Below are 15,300 nucleotides of genomic sequence, written 5' to 3'. Positions count from 1 at the left end.
ATGGGTGCTATCCAGGGAGGCTTATTCTTCGCCCATCTGCGACTGCAGGTAGTTCTCGATGCCGATCTTGTCGATCAGGCCCAGCTGGGTTTCCAGCCAGTCGATGTGCTCTTCCTCGGACTCGAGGATGTCTTCGAGCAATTCGCGGGAGCCGAAGTCGCCGACCGTTTCGCAGTGCGCGATGGCGGCTTTCAGGTCAACCAGGCCTTTCTGCTCGATCTTCAGGTCGCACTCGAGCATTTCCTTGGTGTGCTCGCCGATCAGCAGCTTGCCCAGGTCCTGGACGTTGGGGATGCCTTCGAGGAAGAGAATACGCTTGATCAGCTTGTCAGCGTGCTTCATCTCGTCGATGGATTCCTTGTACTCGTGCTTGCCGAGCTTGTTCAGGCCCCAATCTTCGTACATGCGTGCGTGCAGGAAGTACTGGTTGATCGCGACCAGCTCGTTTCCGAGGATCTTGTTGAGATGCTGGATGACGCTTACGTCGCCTTTCATGATCGGGTTCCTGCCCTGTAGAAGTGTGCCAATGCAGGAAGTTTGAGCCCGACAACTTCGCGTGTCAAACCTAAGCTCTTGAATAATAAGTGAAAATTAATAGGAATAAGAATGTTTGTGAACCGCGTTCGAAGGCTAACTTATTGAATTACAGGCATAAAAAAACCGGACACGAGGTCCGGTTCTTCAAAATCGGGGTGTTTCAGGCGGCGTTAAATTCTACCGGATAAGGCAGGGCGGCCGTTTGACTGAGCTGAAGGTCTGTCAATGTTTCACGGACCACCTGCTTGGCGAGGCACGCACACTTGCCGCACTGGCTGGCGACGTTGGTGGCGGCACGGACTTCCTTGTAGCTGCAGCATCCTTCGTAGATCGCATCACGGATCTGTCCATCGGTTACGCCGACGCAGAGACATACATACATAAGGTCAGACCATCGCTGGTTGAGTCGATGGGGTGGAGCTTAATGGTAATGAGAATGCTTGTCAAAGCACTTGAAGAAAGCTTCATCTTCCCGCGACCGGTGGTTCGATTCGGCCTGTCACGATAAGCCGTGTATGATGGTCGGCCTTTGTTGGATGCCGGGCGTGCCAGCCTCGCCCGGGCAACGGTTTTTCACCATCATCAGGAGATAACGAATGAGCGTGCTCGTTGGTAAACAAGCCCCGGACTTCACCGTTCCAGCCGTGCTGGGCAACGGCGAGATCGTCGACAGCTTCAACCTGGCTTCGGCCATCAAGGGCAAGTACGGCCTGGTGTTCTTCTACCCACTGGACTTCACCTTCGTCTGCCCGTCCGAGCTGATCGCCCTGGACAACCGCATTCCTGACTTCGAAGCCCGTGGCGTGGAAGTGATCGGCGTGTCGATCGACTCGCACTTCACCCACAACGCCTGGCGTAACACCCCGGTCAACAACGGCGGTATCGGTCAGGTCAAGTACACCCTGGCGGCCGACATCACCCACGAAATCTGCAAGGCCTACGACGTCGAGTCCGAAGGCGGCGTAGCCTTCCGTGGTGCCTTCCTGATCGACAAGAACGGCGTTGTTCGTTCGCAGATCGTCAACGACCTGCCACTGGGCCGTAACATGGACGAGCTGCTGCGTCTGGTTGACGCCCTGCAATTCCACGAAGAGCACGGCGAAGTCTGCCCGGCCAACTGGAAGAAAGGCGACAAGGGTATGAACGCTTCGCCGGAAGGTGTTGCGGCCTACCTGAGCGAGAACGCTGGCAAGCTGTAATCGCCACGCGTAAAAAAACCGGCCCATGTGGCCGGTTTTTTTGTGTCTGGCATCCTGGAGCGCTGCGCGCCCCAGGATTTCGACTCAGTCGTTGAAGTCGCGCCAGCCGCCCATCTCCTTCCAGCGGTTGACGATCCCGCAGAACAGCTCGGCGGTCTTCTCGGTGTCGTAACGTGCCGAATGCGCCTCGCGCCCATCGAAGTCGATATCGGCACTCTGGCAGGCCCGCGCCAGTACGGTCTGACCATAGGCCAGCCCCGCCAGCGTCGCGGTGTCGAAGCTGGAGAACGGGTGGAAGGGGTTGCGCTTGAGATCGTTGCGCGCCACCGCGGCGTTGAGGAAGCCCAAGTCGAAGCTGCTGTTATGGCCGACCAGGATCGCCCGCTTGCAGCCATTGGCCTTGAGCGCTTTGCGCACGCCGCGGAAGATATCGGTGAGCGCGCTTTCTTCGCTCACGGCCATGCGCAGCGGGTGGTCCAGCTTGATGCCGGTGAATTCCAGCGCCGCCGCTTCGATATTCGCGCCTTCGAAAGGCTCGACACGGTAGAAGTAGGTGTGTTCCGGGAACAGGAAGCCCTTCTCGTCCATGCCGATGGTGACGGCGGCGATTTCCAGCAGCGCGTCGGTGGCGCTGTTGAAGCCGCCGGTCTCGACGTCCACGACCACCGGCAGGTAGCCACGGAAGCGCTCGGCCATCGGGTGGCGCGAGCTGCTGCCTACCTGACCGTCCTGGTCGTCATCGTAAAGGTCTTCGCTCACGCGTTGTCCTCCAACAGGCGCCAGCGCAGCGTTTCGCCAGCGCGCAGCGGAACCACGGTGGTGTCGCCGAACGGCAGGCTCGCCGGGGCGGTCCAGTCCTCGCGCACCAGGGTGATGGTGTCGGTGTTTGCCGGCAGGCCGTAGAACGCCGGGCCATGCAGGCTGGCGAAACCTTCCAGCTTGTCCAGGGCATTACGCTGTTCGAAGGCTTCGGCGTACAGCTCGATCGCCGCGTAGGCGGTGTAGCAGCCTGCGCAGCCGCATGCAGCTTCCTTGGCGTGCTTGGCGTGTGGCGCCGAGTCGGTGCCGAGGAAGAACTTCGGATTGCCACTGGTGGCCGCGTCCAGCAATGCCACCTGGTGGGTGTTGCGCTTGAGGATCGGCAGGCAATAGAAGTGTGGGCGAATACCGCCGACCAGCATGTGGTTGCGGTTGTACAGCAGGTGCTGGGCGGTGATGGTTGCACCGACGTGGGCTGGCGCCTCGGTGACGAACTGCGCGGCATCGCTGGTGGTGATGTGCTCGAACACCACCTTGAGTGTCGGGAAGCGTTCGACCAGGCGACGCATGTGCTCGTCGATGAAACGCTTTTCGCGGTCGAACACGTCGATCTCCGAGCGCGTCACTTCACCGTGGACCAGCAGCGGCAGGCCAGTCTCGGCCAGTGCCTCGATCGCCGGGAAAATGTTGTCGATGCTGGTCACGCCCGAGTCGGAGTTGGTCGTGGCACCGGCCGGATAAAGCTTGGCGGCATAGACGATGCCGCTGGCCTTGGCTGCGCGGATGTCCTCGGGGCTGGTACGGTCGGTCAGGTACAGCACCATCAGCGGCTCGAAGCGACTGCCGGCCGGACGGGCGGCGAGGATGCGCTGGCGGTAGGCGTCGGCTTCAGTGGCGTTGCGTACCGGTGGAACCAGGTTGGGCATGATGATGGCGCGGGCGAAGGTGCGCGCCACGTCGCCGACGGTATGTTGCAGCACAGCACCATCGCGCAGATGGATGTGCCAGTCGTCGGGACGCAGGAGGGTCAGGCGATCGGACATTGGGGTTTCCAGGCGGTTCGAACTCAGGCGTCAATGCTACCGGAAAACCCAGTGGGCAGCACGGCTATCAAGTTTTCCGACGAGCGTCCGATAGCCTGCAGGTAAGCCGTCAGAATCTGTGGAGCCGCCCGTGCGCCAGCGTTACCTACTCCTGTTCAGCCTGTGTGCCAGCCTGCCGGCTGGGGCACTCACCTTCCAGACCCGCATGGAGAACATCGCCTGGAAGGTCGAGGGCGATCAGTTCGAGTGTCGGCTGATCCAGCCGATCGACGGCTTCGGCAGCGGTGAGTTCGTGCGTCGTGCAGGCGAGCAGCCAGTCTTCCAGCTGCGCTCGGACAGCAATGCGTTGGGCGCAGGTTCCGCAACGCTGCTGGCCGCCGCTGCCCCATGGCAGCCCGGGCGTGGCGACATCAACCTGGGTGCGGTGCGCATGAGCCGCAATGGCGTGCTGTTCAGCTCTTCGCAGGGCCAGGCCAGCCGGCTGATCAATGGTCTGCTGGACGGTCGCAGTACGGTGGTGCGCAACTATGCCGGCGAGGGCGGGCGGCCGATGGAGGTGCATGTACTGCCGGTGAGTTTCGCCAAGGCCTATGGCGATTACCAAGTGTGTGCCGCGAAACTGCTGCCGATGAACTATGACCAGATTCGCCAGACCCAGGTGCCGTTCCCCGGCACCGGTTTCGATCTGGACAGTGCGGCCCGTGCGCGTCTGGACGTGATCCTCGACTACCTGAAGGCCGATCCTACAGTCAATCACATCGAACTCGACGGCCATTCCGACAACAGCGGTAATCGCCTGACCAACCGCGATGCCTCGCGGCGTCGTGCGTTGGCGGTGGCTGAGTACCTCAAGGCCCATGGCGTGCCGGACGAGCAGATCACCGTGCGCTTCCACGGTGAGCGCTATCCCTTGGCCAAGAACAACACGGCCGCCAACCGGGCGCGCAACCGTCGGGTGAACATCCAGCTCGATCGCGTCACGCCGGTCGAGAAGCCCGTGGAGAAACCTCACGACGCGACGCCCACCGCCCCGGCCCAGCCTGCAGCGCACGCGCCTGCGGCGCCGGTGCCGACGACTCAGGCTCCGCCCCCGGCATTGCCAGCGGGCGCGAAGAAAGCCTGAGTGCGGCGACGGGTCGCGCTCACGACATTTCCTGTCGCTTTGTCATCACAAGCTGTCGCCCCACTGTAAATTCTTCACCGAGGTCGGTAGAATCGACGGCTTTCCGTACAACCCCGTGGAGTGATGGCATGGCGGACGTAAAAAAGGTCGTATTGGCGTATTCCGGCGGCCTTGATACTTCGGTGATTCTCAAGTGGCTGCAAGACACCTACAACTGCGAAGTGGTGACCTTCACCGCTGACCTGGGCCAGGGCGAAGAGGTCGAGCCGGCCCGTGCCAAGGCGCAGGCAATGGGCGTCAAGGAAATCTACATCGACGATCTGCGCGAAGAGTTCGTGCGAGACTTCGTCTTCCCGATGTTCCGCGCCAACACCGTGTATGAAGGTGAGTACCTGCTGGGTACTTCCATCGCTCGTCCGCTGATCGCCAAGCGCCTGATCGAAATCGCCAACGAAACCGGCGCCGATGCCATTTCCCATGGTGCCACCGGCAAAGGTAACGACCAGGTCCGCTTCGAGCTCGGCGCCTACGCGCTCAAGCCAGGGGTCAAGGTCATCGCACCATGGCGCGAGTGGGACCTGCTGTCCCGCGAGAAGCTGATGGACTACGCCGAGAAGCACGGTATCCCGATCGAGCGCCACGGCAAGAAGAAGTCGCCCTACTCGATGGACGCCAACCTGCTGCACATCTCCTATGAAGGTGGTGTCCTGGAAGATACCTGGACCGAACACGAGGAAGACATGTGGCGTTGGAGCGTCTCTCCGGAGAACGCGCCTGACCAGGCCACCTACATCGAGCTGACCTATCGCAACGGTGATATCGTCGCCATCGACGGCGTCGAGAAGACCCCAGCCACCGTGCTGGCAGATCTCAACCGCATCGGTGGTGCCAACGGCGTCGGTCGCCTGGACATCGTCGAGAACCGTTACGTCGGCATGAAGTCGCGCGGCTGCTACGAGACGCCTGGCGGCACCATCATGCTGCGTGCCCACCGCGCCATCGAGTCGATCACTCTGGACCGCGAAGTCGCTCACCTGAAGGATGAGCTGATGCCCAAGTACGCCAGTCTGATCTACACCGGCTACTGGTGGAGCCCTGAGCGTCTGATGCTGCAGCAGATGATCGACGCTTCGCAGACCAATGTGAACGGTGTCGTACGCCTGAAGCTGTACAAGGGCAATGTTACCGTGGTGGGCCGCAAGTCGGATGACTCGCTGTTCGACGCCAACATCGCGACCTTCGAGGAAGACGGCGGCGCCTACAACCAGGCGGACGCCGCAGGCTTCATCAAACTCAACGCACTGCGCATGCGCATTGCCGCCAACAAGGGCCGTTCGCTGCTCTGAGTGTCGGTATGTGGTGAGAAACCCGGTCATTTTTGGCCGGGTTTTTTTTGCCTTCCTGTACCTACAGCGCAACCTTTTCTCCTTTCTTGATGGCCCGCACCGACAGCTGAATGCAGGAGTGGGCGCTCAGGTTGTAGAGCGTCCAGCGGCGCTCGCGCTGCGGGGGTTGAATCAACTCGGGCAGGATCTGGGTTTCGATGGCTTGGCGCACATCCTGCCCTGGCAGAGTGATGACCGTGGCTGCTTCGCTGTCGCCACGATCGTCGAGTGGCGGGTGTATGGCCCTGTGTTCCGGAATGTAGAGCGATTCGCAGTTGAAGTTGAGGGTCAGGAAGAACAGGACGGTCAGAAAGAAGGGGAACCCCATTAGAAACCAGGTGTAAATGGCCTGGCTCTCTGGATTCAGGAACGGTAGCGAGGCGAGCGCCGACGCTTCGATGATGCTAGCGAAGATGGCGATAATTCCCAAGGGTGTGATCTTTGCGGGACTGTTCATGGCATTCGATCTCCTGGCGTTAGCGCATCTGTATCGCTTCTGGCGCCCCGTGGAAAATGTCTGCTGTTTCCTCACCAGTAAAGTATTCCCGCTTATATGGCGGGTGATAAATGTTTCTTTATCGAAAGATAGAAATATCCCACCGCTTTGAAGCGCTATCCCCACCTGCTGCTTTCCCGGTTCATGCTAGCTTTCACGAGCATCTGGTCGAACGGATGGACATCGATTCGAGTCACGCAATGAATGTAGGAAGTTTCTATTAACGATGTAAGTTTCATCTTTGAATGCCCTCTGTCAGGGAATGGCTGCGCCATTACGCTATTGGCTCGGTTATCTTGGCGCGTCACAACTAGAATAATGGATCAATGGATATCCCATGAATAAAGTACTTATCGTGGATGATCATCCGGTCATTCGCTTGGCCGTACGTATGTTGATGGAGCGGCATGGATATGAAGTGGTGGCGGAAACGGACAATGGGGTGGATGCGCTGCAACTGACTCGAGAGTGTTTGCCGGATATCGTGGTGCTCGATATCGGCATACCCAAACTCGACGGGCTTGAAGTGATCGCGCGGATGACTGCTGCCAGTCCCGGCAGCAAGGTGCTGGTTCTGACATCGCAGGCGCCGGGGCATTTTTCCATGCGTTGCATGCAGGCCGGCGCCGCAGGTTATGTGTGCAAACAGCAGGAACTGACCGAGCTGCTCAGTGCAATAAAGGCCGTGCTGTCGGGCTACAGCTACTTTCCCAACCAGGCGTTGCACAAGACCCGCAGTGGTGTCAGTGGCGGCAGTGAGACGGAGATGGTCGAACGCCTTTCGGGACGCGAAATGATGGTGTTGCAACAGCTGGCGAGGGGACGTACGAACAAGGAGATCGCTGACAGCATGTTTCTCAGCAACAAGACGGTCAGCACCTACAAGACCCGGCTGTTACTCAAACTCAATGCTCGGTCACTGGTCGATCTGATCGAGCTGGCCCAGCGTCATGGCTTGGCCTGAAACACAAAAGCCTCCTTTGCGGGAGGCTTTTTCGCAGGGCTACAGGTCGTAATCGAAATCAGCCAGCTGCCGTTGCAGGCGCCGCTCTTCCAACAGATTGTCGATGGTGCGGCGCTTGCTGAGGTTGGTCTTCGCGGGTTCTACCTGAGGTTCGTCTTCGTCCTGCGCAGGGAAGTCGTCTTCGATCAGCTCGTCTTTATCGGTGCTCATGTGTCACTCCAAGCCAAAGGGCCATTGGCCGTCCTTATAGCGAGAATCACGGAGTCGGTAAAAAAGATTTTTTCAATCGAATTGGTTGATTTTTCGCTATTGCCTCAATCGTCAGAGGTCTTGCCCCTGTACTCGCACAAGTCTTCGATCCTGCAGCTGCCGCAGCGTGGCTTGCGGGCCTGGCAGACATAGCGGCCGTGGAGGATGAGCCAGTGGTGGGCGTCGAGCAGGTAATCCCTTGGTACGAATTTCAGCAGCTTCCTCTCGACCTCCAGTACCGTCTTGCCCGACGCGATGCCGGTGCGATTGCTGACGCGGAAGATGTGCGTATCGACCGCCATGGCCAGTTGGCGGAAGGCTGTATTGAGCACCACGTTCGCCGTTTTGCGCCCCACGCCGGGCAGTGCCTCGAGTGCTTCCCGGGTTTGCGGGACTTCGCTGCCGTGTTGCTCTATCAGCAAGCGGCAGGTCTCGATGACGTTCTTAGCCTTGCTGTTGTAAAGGCCGATGGTCTTGATGTATTCGCTCAAACCCTCCACCCCCAGGGCATAAATAGCCTCGGGCGTATTGGCGATAGGGTAGAGCCGCGCGGTCGCCTTGTTGACGCTGACATCCGTTGCCTGTGCGGAAAGGATGACGGCGATCAGCAATTCGAAGGGCGTGGTATAGGCCAGTTCGGTTTTGGGTTCAGGATTGTCTTCGTGCAGCCTGCGGAAGATCTCCAGGCGTTTGGCGGCATTCATGGGGTCAAAGCGTTCCTTGACGGCTTGAGGTGGCAGGGGCCGGACGCAGGCGATTGTACAAGGCCAGGAGCAGGCCGAGCAGTATCAATGCGCCGGGTGCCAGGTTCGCCAGGTGGATGCCGGCACTCTGTCCCAGCCATTGGCGGCAGGCGCCCAGTATCAGGCACAGGCCCGTCAGGCCAAGCAGGTGCCGGATGAGCGCCGACCAGCGTCCAGGATGCGGTGCCAGCGCATCCACCGCGAGGCAGTGCAGGCTCAGCAGGGCAGGGTAATGGCCGAGGCTCAGGGCAAGGGGCAGGGCCCAGGCGTTCAGGCCCAATTGCAGGCAGCTCGCCAGGGCGGCGGCGAGTATCAGGCTGGCGATAATCCGCGGCGCGCCGATCATGCGGTGCAGAGGTCGCATCAGCGCCTGGTGGCCGAGTACCAGCAACAGGGCGGACAATCCGATTGCCAGCGCGTTCGCCAGGGTCTGGGTGGCGCCCAGCAGGGGAGCCAGGGCACTGCCCAGGAGCCAGAATCTATTCATCGCTGGTGTGCTCCAACAGGCTGCTGCGCTGTGCATCGAAGTAGCGCAGAGCGTCCTGCAAGGCCGCCATTACTGCGCGTGAGGTGACGGTAGCACCTGCCAACTGGTCGAAGTCGCCCTTATCGCGCTTCAGCGCCCAGTTGGCCGCTGCGCCCTGCCGGTCGAATTGCTCAAGCCAGTGGCTCGCGGGGTCGCCAAGTTGACCGCCAAGCCCTGGGCTTTCTTCCTGCATCAGCACCCGGGTAGCGATCAGGCGGCCATTGGGATCGATGGCGATCGACAGCATGATGGGCCCCGCATACCCCTGGATCTGGCTGCGCAGCACGATGGCACTGGTCGTGCCGGCGAGGGTTGCGCGGTAGCCGCCCAATAGCTGACTGTGCTGCAGTTGAGCGCTGGCGATCGGCAGAGGCGCTTGCAGGGGAGCGTTGTCGTACCGTTGCGGGGGCAGCACCGCGAGCCATTGTTGTTCTTGCAGCTCTCGTGCGGCATCGGCAATGGGGGCCGCGGTCCACTGCCGCCAGGCCAGGGTGGCGGCAACGGCCAGGGTAGTGACCAAGGCAAGCAAGAGCAGGTCGCGCACTCTGGCGTTCATGAGGCGAGTGCCTGGCGTCGGGCTGCAATGCGATCGAGCGCCGGTGCTCCCAGGTTCATCAGCAGCACTGCGAAGGCCGTGCCGTCCGGGTAGTTGCCCCAAGTGCGAATCAAGTAGATCAGCAATCCGCAGCCGATGCCGAATAGCAGACGGGCCAGCGGCAGGCGAGGGCCGGACACCGGCTCGGTGGCGATGAAGAAGGCTGCAAGCATGGTCGATCCGCTGAACAGGTGCAGCAACGGTGAGCCGTGGGAGTCCGACCCTGAACCGTTCCAGCACAGCAGGCTGACGACCAGCAACGCACCCAACAGTCCCGCTGGGGCATGCCAGCTGAATACGCGACGCTGCAGCAGGAACACGCCGCCCAGCAGGAACGCTAGATTGATCCATTCGCTGGCGCGCCCACCGAGGTTACCGAAGCCTGAGTTACTGGCGAACAGCTCGTCGAGGGTCAGGCTGCGGTTGTGGCGCAGCACGTCGAGTACCGTGGGGCGGGCCCAGGCATCGATCTGCGTGCCGTGGCCGAACACCAGGCTCAGGCTGTCGGTCAGGTCGAGGTGGCCCGCCGGCCAGTGGGTCATCTGCAGCGGGAAACTCAGCAGCACGAAGGCGTATCCCAGCATGGCCGGGTTGAAGGGATTGCGGCCGACGCCGCCGAATACGTGCTTGCCCAAGGTGATCGCCACCAGCGCAGCGGTTATCGGCAGCCACCAGGGCGCCAGTGCGGGCAGGGCGATTGCCAGTAGCACGGCGCTGACCAGGGCGCTGCCATCGCTGAGGAAGGGGCGTATTGGCTGACCACGCAGATACAGCGAGAGCGATTCGCAGGTCAGTGCTGTTGCGCTGCACAGCAGCAGGTTGAACAGCACGCCCCAACCCTGCAGCCAGAGCAGGCACAACAGGCCGGGAACACAGGCCAGCAGCACAAGGCCCATGGCGTTGCGCTGTCGGCGATCAGGCGCCTGCATGGCCCGGTCCGGCCAGCAGAACGTCCAGCTGTTGCTGCGCTTCTTGCGCTGCCGCCTCCAGTCGCTGGATTTGCGCAAGCTGTGTCTGGTCCGCTGTCGCGCCCAGGGCGCTACGTGCAGCGTTCAACTGCGCGCGGCTCATCGCCGCCGCGACCTTGGCCCGCTTCAGTGCGCTTTCCTGGGCAGTCCCTTGGGCGTCGGTGCTGCGCTGAGCCCGGGCTTGGCGCTCGGCCTGGCGTCGTGTCTCTTCGCGCTGCAGACGTGCGGCTCGTTGCTCGTGGCGCAGTCGTGCCTGATTGCGACGATGGCTGCGCGCGATCAGGTGCTCGGCGGTCTGCGCCAGCCCGCCAACGATCGGCACCAGGTTGTCCGGCAGTGGCAGCAGCTCGATGCAATCGACCGGGCAGGGCGCCAGGCACAGGTCGCAGCCGGTGCATTCGCTGGCGATCACGGTATGCATCAGCTTGCTGGCGCCAACGATGGCATCTACCGGGCAGGCCTGTATGCACTTGGTGCAGCCGATGCACTCGGCTTCGCGGATGAACGCGACCTGCGCAGGCGCTGCACGGCGCTCGGGGTCCGGGGCGATCACTGGCACCAGCAGCAGTTGGGCCAGGGCGGCAATGGTTTCGCTGCCGCCAGGCGGGCATTTGTTGATCGCTTCGCCCGCCGCCAGGCCTTCTGCGTAAGGCCGGCAGCCTGCGTGATCGCATTTGCCACACTGGGTCTGCGGTAGCAGGGCGTCGATGCGTTGAATCAGGTTCATTGTGTGAACAGTCCGTTGAAGCCGGAAAAGGCCATGGCCATGATCCCGGCGCCTATCAGTTCGATCGGCAGGCCGCGAAAGGCGCGGGGCGCATCAGGATGATCGAGACGTTGGCGCAGGTCGTCGAACAGTGCCAGTGCCAGCCAGAACCCCATTCCCAGGCCCAGCGCCCAGGCGACAGTGGCGGCTGGACGGGATTGCGATGTGGCCATGTGCAACAGCAAGCCTAGCACCGCGACATTGCTCAGCAGCAGCGTTGGCAGATTCTGTGTAGGCCAATGAGGGCGCAAGCGCGTCAATGCCGTCGGGATGCCCCACGCCAGCACTGCCAGCCATGACAAGCCCAGCAGCGGTTCCAGGCCTTCGAACTGCGGCTGGCGCAGCAACAGGGCCGCGGGCACCAGCAACAGCATCGACAGTGCGCTGCTCAGGCCAAGCAGGTGCAGGCGTGCGCGGTCGGGCGTGCCGCTGTGCAGGATCAGGTGATTGACCAGCGCAGCGCTGACCAGAACCAGGACGAAATCGCTCATGGAGGTGCCGAGGGCCGGGGATGGAACGATTATCCGGCAAGGGGGCAGGCATTGGAAATGCCCAAAGAGGGGAGGCAAGCCTGGGGATCGCAGGACGATCCCCAGGGCAAGCGGGCCTTACTTGATGCGCTGACCGGGCTTGGCGCCGCTGTCCGGGCTCAGCAGGTAGATCTCTTCGCCGCCAGGGCCGGCGGCCATGACCATGCCCTCGGAAACACCAAAGCGCATTTTCCGAGGTTTGAGGTTGGCCACCATCATGGTCAGACGGCCTTCGAGCTTCGAGGGGTCCGGGTACGCCGACTTGATGCCGGAGAACACGTTGCGACGCTCGTCGCCGATGTCGAGGGTGAGTTGCAGCAGCTTGTCGGCACCGGCCACGGCCTCGGCCTTGACGATCAGCGCCACGCGCAGGTCGACGGCGGCGAAGGTGTCGAACTCGATCTCGGCCGACAGCGGATCCTTGCTCAGCTCGCCGTTGCCGGCTGGAGCCTTGGCTTCGGCGGCCAGCAGGTCTTCCTTGCTGGCGGCGACCATGGCTTCGACCTTGGCCGGCTCGATGCGGCTCATCAGGGCCTTGAACGGGTTCAGCTTGTGGTTTTCCAGGCGCGACTGCAGGTCGTTCCACTCGAGCGGTGCGACGTTGAGGAAGGCCTCGGCGTCGGCAGCCAGCACAGGAAGTACCGGCTTGAGGAAGATCACCAGTTGGCGGAACAGGTTGATACCCTGGGCGCAGATGGCCTGGACTTCATCCTGCTTGCCTTCCTGCTTGGCCAGCGACCACGGTGCCTTGTCGGCGATCCAGGCGTTGGCGCGGTCGGCCAGGGCCATGATTTCGCGCATGGCGCGGCCAAAGTCACGGGCCTCGTAGGCTTCGGCGATCGACGGTGCGGCGGCCAGGAAGGCTTCGGTCAGCTCCGGTGCGGCGTCGCCGGCAACCATTACGCCTTCGTTGCCCTTGTGGATGAAGCCTGCGCAGCGGCTGGCAATGTTGACCACCTTGCCGACCAGGTCGGAGTTGACCTTCTGCACGAAGTCCTCGAGGTTCAGGTCGAGGTCGTCGACCCCGCGGCCCAGCTTCGCGGCATAGTAATAGCGCAGGTATTCGGGCTGCAGGTGGTCGAGGTAGGTGCGCGCCTTGATGAAGGTGCCGCGCGACTTGGACATCTTCGCGCCGTTGACGGTCAGGTAGCCGTGCACATTGACGGCGGTCGGCTTGCGGAAGCCTGCGCCTTCGAGCATGGCGGGCCAGAAGAGGGCGTGGAAGTTGACGATGTCCTTGCCGATGAAGTGGTACAGCTCGGCCTTGGAGCCTTCGTTCCAGAACGCGTCGAAGTCCAGCTCCGGGCGGCGGTCACAGAGGTTCTTGAAGCTCGCCATGTAGCCGATCGGCGCATCCAGCCAGACATAGAAGTACTTGCCCGGCTCGCCGGGAATCTCGAAGCCGAAGTACGGTGCGTCTCGGGAAATGTCCCACTCCTGCAGACCGGAATCCAGCCACTCGGCGAGTTTGTTGGCGACCGCGTCCTGCAAGGTGCCGCTGCGGGTCCACTGCTGCAGCATGGCCTGGAAATCGGGCAGCTTGAAGAAGAAGTGCTGGGAGTCGCGCAGTACCGGCGTGGCACCGGAAATCGCCGACTTGGGGTTCTTCAGCTCGGTGGGGGCGTAGGTGGCGCCGCATTTTTCGCAGTTGTCGCCGTACTGGTCCTCGGTCCCGCACTTCGGGCAGGTGCCCTTGATGAAACGGTCGGCCAGGAACATGCCCTTCTCGGGGTCGTAGTACTGGGTCACGGAGCGATTGGCGATGTGCCCGGCTTCACGCAGGCGCGTGTAGATCAGGCTCGACAGCTCGCGGTTCTCTTCGCTGTGGGTGGAGTGGAAGTTATCGAACTCGACCAGGAAGTCGGCGAAGTCACTGCTGTGCTCGGCCTGGACGTTGGCGATCAACTGCTCGGGCGTGATGCCTTCTTTCTCTGCGCGCAGCATGATCGCCGAACCGTGGGCGTCGTCGGCGCAGACGTAGATGCACTGGTTGCCACGCATTTTCTGGAAGCGTACCCACATGTCCGTCTGGATGTACTCAAGCATATGGCCAAGATGGATCGATCCATTGGCATAGGGCAGGGCGCTGGTGACGAGAATCTGGCGTGGCTCGGACATGGTGGCTCGGCTACTTATCTGGCGACGGGTAAAAATTGAGGGTGATCGGCCACTATAAAGGGCTGGGAAATATATTTCACCCCGCAGACGCATCTGCTGACGGTTGACGGGTTAGCATAGGCGCCTGATTCACTTTTTCGGAATGCCACGGGAGTCTCCATGAGTGCCGTCACACGTGCCGCCATTGAAGGCGTGCTTCGCCAGTACACCGATCCCTACCTGAACCAGGATCCGGTCAGCGCCGGTTGCGTGCGCGCGATCGACATCCAGGACGGGCAGGTCAGCGTGCAGTTGCAACTGGGCTATGCCGCTGCACTGTTTCGAAATGGCTGGGCCCAGGTGCTGCAGACGGCGATCGAGAACCTCGAAGGCGTGACGGCAGCACAGGTGAGCATCGACACGCTGATCGCCACGCACAAGGCCCAGGCCCAGGTGCCTGCGCTGGCCAATGTGAAGAATGTCATTGCCGTGGCCTCTGGCAAGGGCGGTGTCGGCAAATCGACCACTGCCGCCAACCTGGCCTTGGCCCTGGCGCGCGAGGGCGCGCGGGTCGGTATCCTCGATGCGGACATCTACGGCCCAAGCCAGGGCGTGATGTTCGGGATCCCCGAAGGCACCCGCCCGCAGGTGCGCGAGCAGAAGTGGTTCGTGCCGATCAAGGCCCATGGCGTCGAAGTGATGTCGATGGCGTTTCTGACCGATGACAACACGCCGATGGTCTGGCGCGGCCCGATGGTTTCCGGCGCCCTGTTGCAACTGGTGACCCAGACCGCCTGGGACGACCTCGACTACCTGGTGATCGACATGCCGCCGGGCACTGGCGACATTCAACTGACCCTGGCGCAGAAGGTGCCGGTAGCCGGTTCCGTGATCGTCACTACCCCGCAGGACCTGGCGCTGCTGGATGCGAAGAAGGGTGTGGAGATGTTCCGCAAGGTCAACATCCCGGTGCTCGGTGTGGTGGAGAACATGGCGGTGCACATCTGCTCGAACTGCGGCCATGCCGAGCACCTGTTCGGTGAAGGCGGCGGTGAGAAGCTGGCGGCGCAGTATGGTGTCGAGTTGCTGGCGTCGTTGCCGTTGTCGATGCTGATTCGCGAGCAGGCCGACAGCGGCAAGCCGACTGCGATCGCCGAGCCGGAAAGCCAGATTGCCATGGTCTACCAGGAGCTGGCCCGCCAGGTGGGCGCTCGGATCGTACTGCAGGAAGCGGCGGCGCCGGCAATGCCGAGCATTACCATCAGCGAGGATTGATCCGCTGCTGGCCGCTCCTGCATTGGGGCACAAAAAAAACCCCCC

Annotated in this window: 17 protein-coding genes and 1 pseudogene; 5 read left to right on the top strand and 13 right to left on the bottom strand. The window is 61.8% G+C overall.

The window, feature by feature from the left end:
- Positions 1-21 precede the first annotated feature (21 nt).
- Positions 22-495, bottom strand: coding sequence for a bacterioferritin (gene bfr / locus HU729_RS21695; RefSeq protein WP_054891795.1), 474 nt, complete (start codon positions 493-495; stop codon positions 22-24).
- 202 nt (positions 496-697) lie between these two features.
- A complete protein-coding gene (locus tag HU729_RS21690) occupies positions 698-919 on the bottom strand; it encodes a bacterioferritin-associated ferredoxin (RefSeq protein WP_186668522.1) in 222 nt (73 codons plus the stop codon).
- Between the two features lie 214 nt (positions 920-1,133).
- Here HU729_RS21690 and HU729_RS21685 point away from each other — a divergent pair, with 214 nt between their 5' ends.
- Positions 1,134-1,736 carry a peroxiredoxin C gene (locus HU729_RS21685; protein ID WP_054891793.1) on the top strand — a complete coding sequence of 201 codons (603 nt, stop codon included), beginning with the start codon at positions 1,134-1,136 and terminating at the stop codon, positions 1,734-1,736.
- Between the two features lie 84 nt (positions 1,737-1,820).
- Here the strand turns inward: HU729_RS21685 and rnt are convergent, their stop codons facing one another.
- Both rnt and pyrC read right to left on the bottom strand, forming a co-directional pair.
- Complete coding sequence (rnt, locus tag HU729_RS21680; RefSeq protein WP_186668520.1) at positions 1,821-2,495, bottom strand: ribonuclease T; 675 nt, start codon at positions 2,493-2,495, stop codon at positions 1,821-1,823.
- The gene (pyrC, locus tag HU729_RS21675; protein WP_186668518.1) at positions 2,492-3,538 is read right to left on the bottom strand and encodes a dihydroorotase; all 1,047 of its coding nucleotides are present in this window, start codon (positions 3,536-3,538) and stop codon (positions 2,492-2,494) included. The genes rnt and pyrC overlap by 4 nt, the downstream gene beginning before the upstream one ends.
- Before the next feature lie 130 nt (positions 3,539-3,668).
- Between pyrC and HU729_RS21670 the strand changes: the two genes are divergently transcribed.
- Both HU729_RS21670 and HU729_RS21665 read left to right on the top strand, forming a co-directional pair.
- The gene (locus HU729_RS21670) at positions 3,669-4,661 is read left to right on the top strand and encodes an OmpA family protein (protein WP_186711513.1); all 993 of its coding nucleotides are present in this window, start codon (positions 3,669-3,671) and stop codon (positions 4,659-4,661) included.
- 128 nt (positions 4,662-4,789) lie between these two features.
- Positions 4,790-6,007, top strand: coding sequence for an argininosuccinate synthase (locus HU729_RS21665; protein ID WP_186711512.1), 1,218 nt, complete (start codon positions 4,790-4,792; stop codon positions 6,005-6,007).
- A gap of 61 nt (positions 6,008-6,068) precedes the next feature.
- Here the strand turns inward: HU729_RS21665 and HU729_RS21660 are convergent, their stop codons facing one another.
- The gene (locus tag HU729_RS21660) at positions 6,069-6,503 is read right to left on the bottom strand and encodes a hypothetical protein (protein WP_186668514.1); all 435 of its coding nucleotides are present in this window, start codon (positions 6,501-6,503) and stop codon (positions 6,069-6,071) included.
- A 376-nt stretch (positions 6,504-6,879) separates the two neighbouring features.
- Between HU729_RS21660 and HU729_RS21655 the strand changes: the two genes are divergently transcribed.
- The gene (locus tag HU729_RS21655) at positions 6,880-7,506 is read left to right on the top strand and encodes a response regulator transcription factor (protein ID WP_186668512.1); all 627 of its coding nucleotides are present in this window, start codon (positions 6,880-6,882) and stop codon (positions 7,504-7,506) included.
- Between the two features lie 39 nt (positions 7,507-7,545).
- Here the strand turns inward: HU729_RS21655 and HU729_RS21650 are convergent, their stop codons facing one another.
- The 8 genes and pseudogenes from HU729_RS21650 to metG all read right to left on the bottom strand — a co-directional run bounded on the left by HU729_RS21650 (position 7,546) and on the right by metG (position 14,001).
- Positions 7,546-7,716 carry a hypothetical protein gene (locus HU729_RS21650; protein WP_186668510.1) on the bottom strand — a complete coding sequence of 57 codons (171 nt, stop codon included), beginning with the start codon at positions 7,714-7,716 and terminating at the stop codon, positions 7,546-7,548.
- A 104-nt stretch (positions 7,717-7,820) separates the two neighbouring features.
- Positions 7,821-8,459 (bottom strand): endonuclease III, encoded by a 639-nt coding sequence (nth, locus tag HU729_RS21645; protein WP_186711511.1) that lies wholly within the window; start codon positions 8,457-8,459, stop codon positions 7,821-7,823.
- A gap of 4 nt (positions 8,460-8,463) precedes the next feature.
- Positions 8,464-8,985 (bottom strand): Rnf-Nqr domain containing protein, encoded by a 522-nt coding sequence (locus HU729_RS21640; protein WP_186711510.1) that lies wholly within the window; start codon positions 8,983-8,985, stop codon positions 8,464-8,466.
- Positions 8,978-9,580 carry an RnfABCDGE type electron transport complex subunit G gene (locus tag HU729_RS21635; RefSeq protein ID WP_186711509.1) on the bottom strand — a complete coding sequence of 201 codons (603 nt, stop codon included), beginning with the start codon at positions 9,578-9,580 and terminating at the stop codon, positions 8,978-8,980. The genes HU729_RS21640 and HU729_RS21635 overlap by 8 nt, the downstream gene beginning before the upstream one ends.
- Positions 9,577-10,548, bottom strand: a complete 972-nt coding sequence (locus tag HU729_RS21630; RefSeq protein ID WP_186668504.1) for an RnfABCDGE type electron transport complex subunit D — start codon at positions 10,546-10,548, stop codon at positions 9,577-9,579. The genes HU729_RS21635 and HU729_RS21630 overlap by 4 nt, the downstream gene beginning before the upstream one ends.
- Before the next feature lie 22 nt (positions 10,549-10,570).
- Positions 10,571-11,314: pseudogene (locus HU729_RS21625) on the bottom strand (RnfABCDGE type electron transport complex subunit B); the annotation flags it as partial.
- On the bottom strand, positions 11,311-11,844 hold the full coding sequence (locus tag HU729_RS21620; protein ID WP_186668502.1) for an Rnf-Nqr domain containing protein: 534 nt from the start codon (positions 11,842-11,844) through the stop codon (positions 11,311-11,313). The gene HU729_RS21620 and the pseudogene HU729_RS21625, both read right to left, overlap by 4 nt.
- A 117-nt stretch (positions 11,845-11,961) precedes the next feature.
- Positions 11,962-14,001 (bottom strand): methionine--tRNA ligase, encoded by a 2,040-nt coding sequence (metG, locus tag HU729_RS21615; protein WP_186711508.1) that lies wholly within the window; start codon positions 13,999-14,001, stop codon positions 11,962-11,964.
- 159 nt (positions 14,002-14,160) lie between these two features.
- On the opposite strand from metG, the gene apbC reads away from it, so the two are divergent.
- Positions 14,161-15,255, top strand: a complete 1,095-nt coding sequence (gene apbC / locus HU729_RS21610; RefSeq protein WP_186668500.1) for an iron-sulfur cluster carrier protein ApbC — start codon at positions 14,161-14,163, stop codon at positions 15,253-15,255.
- Positions 15,256-15,300 lie beyond the last annotated feature (45 nt).

The organism is Pseudomonas sp. RW10S2 (assembly GCF_014268985.1).
In the GTDB taxonomy this organism is placed as follows: Bacteria; Pseudomonadota; Gammaproteobacteria; order Pseudomonadales; family Pseudomonadaceae; genus Aquipseudomonas; species Aquipseudomonas wayambapalatensis.
Note: the sequence above shows the minus strand (reverse complement) of the source record. Positions and strands in the feature narration are given on the sequence as shown.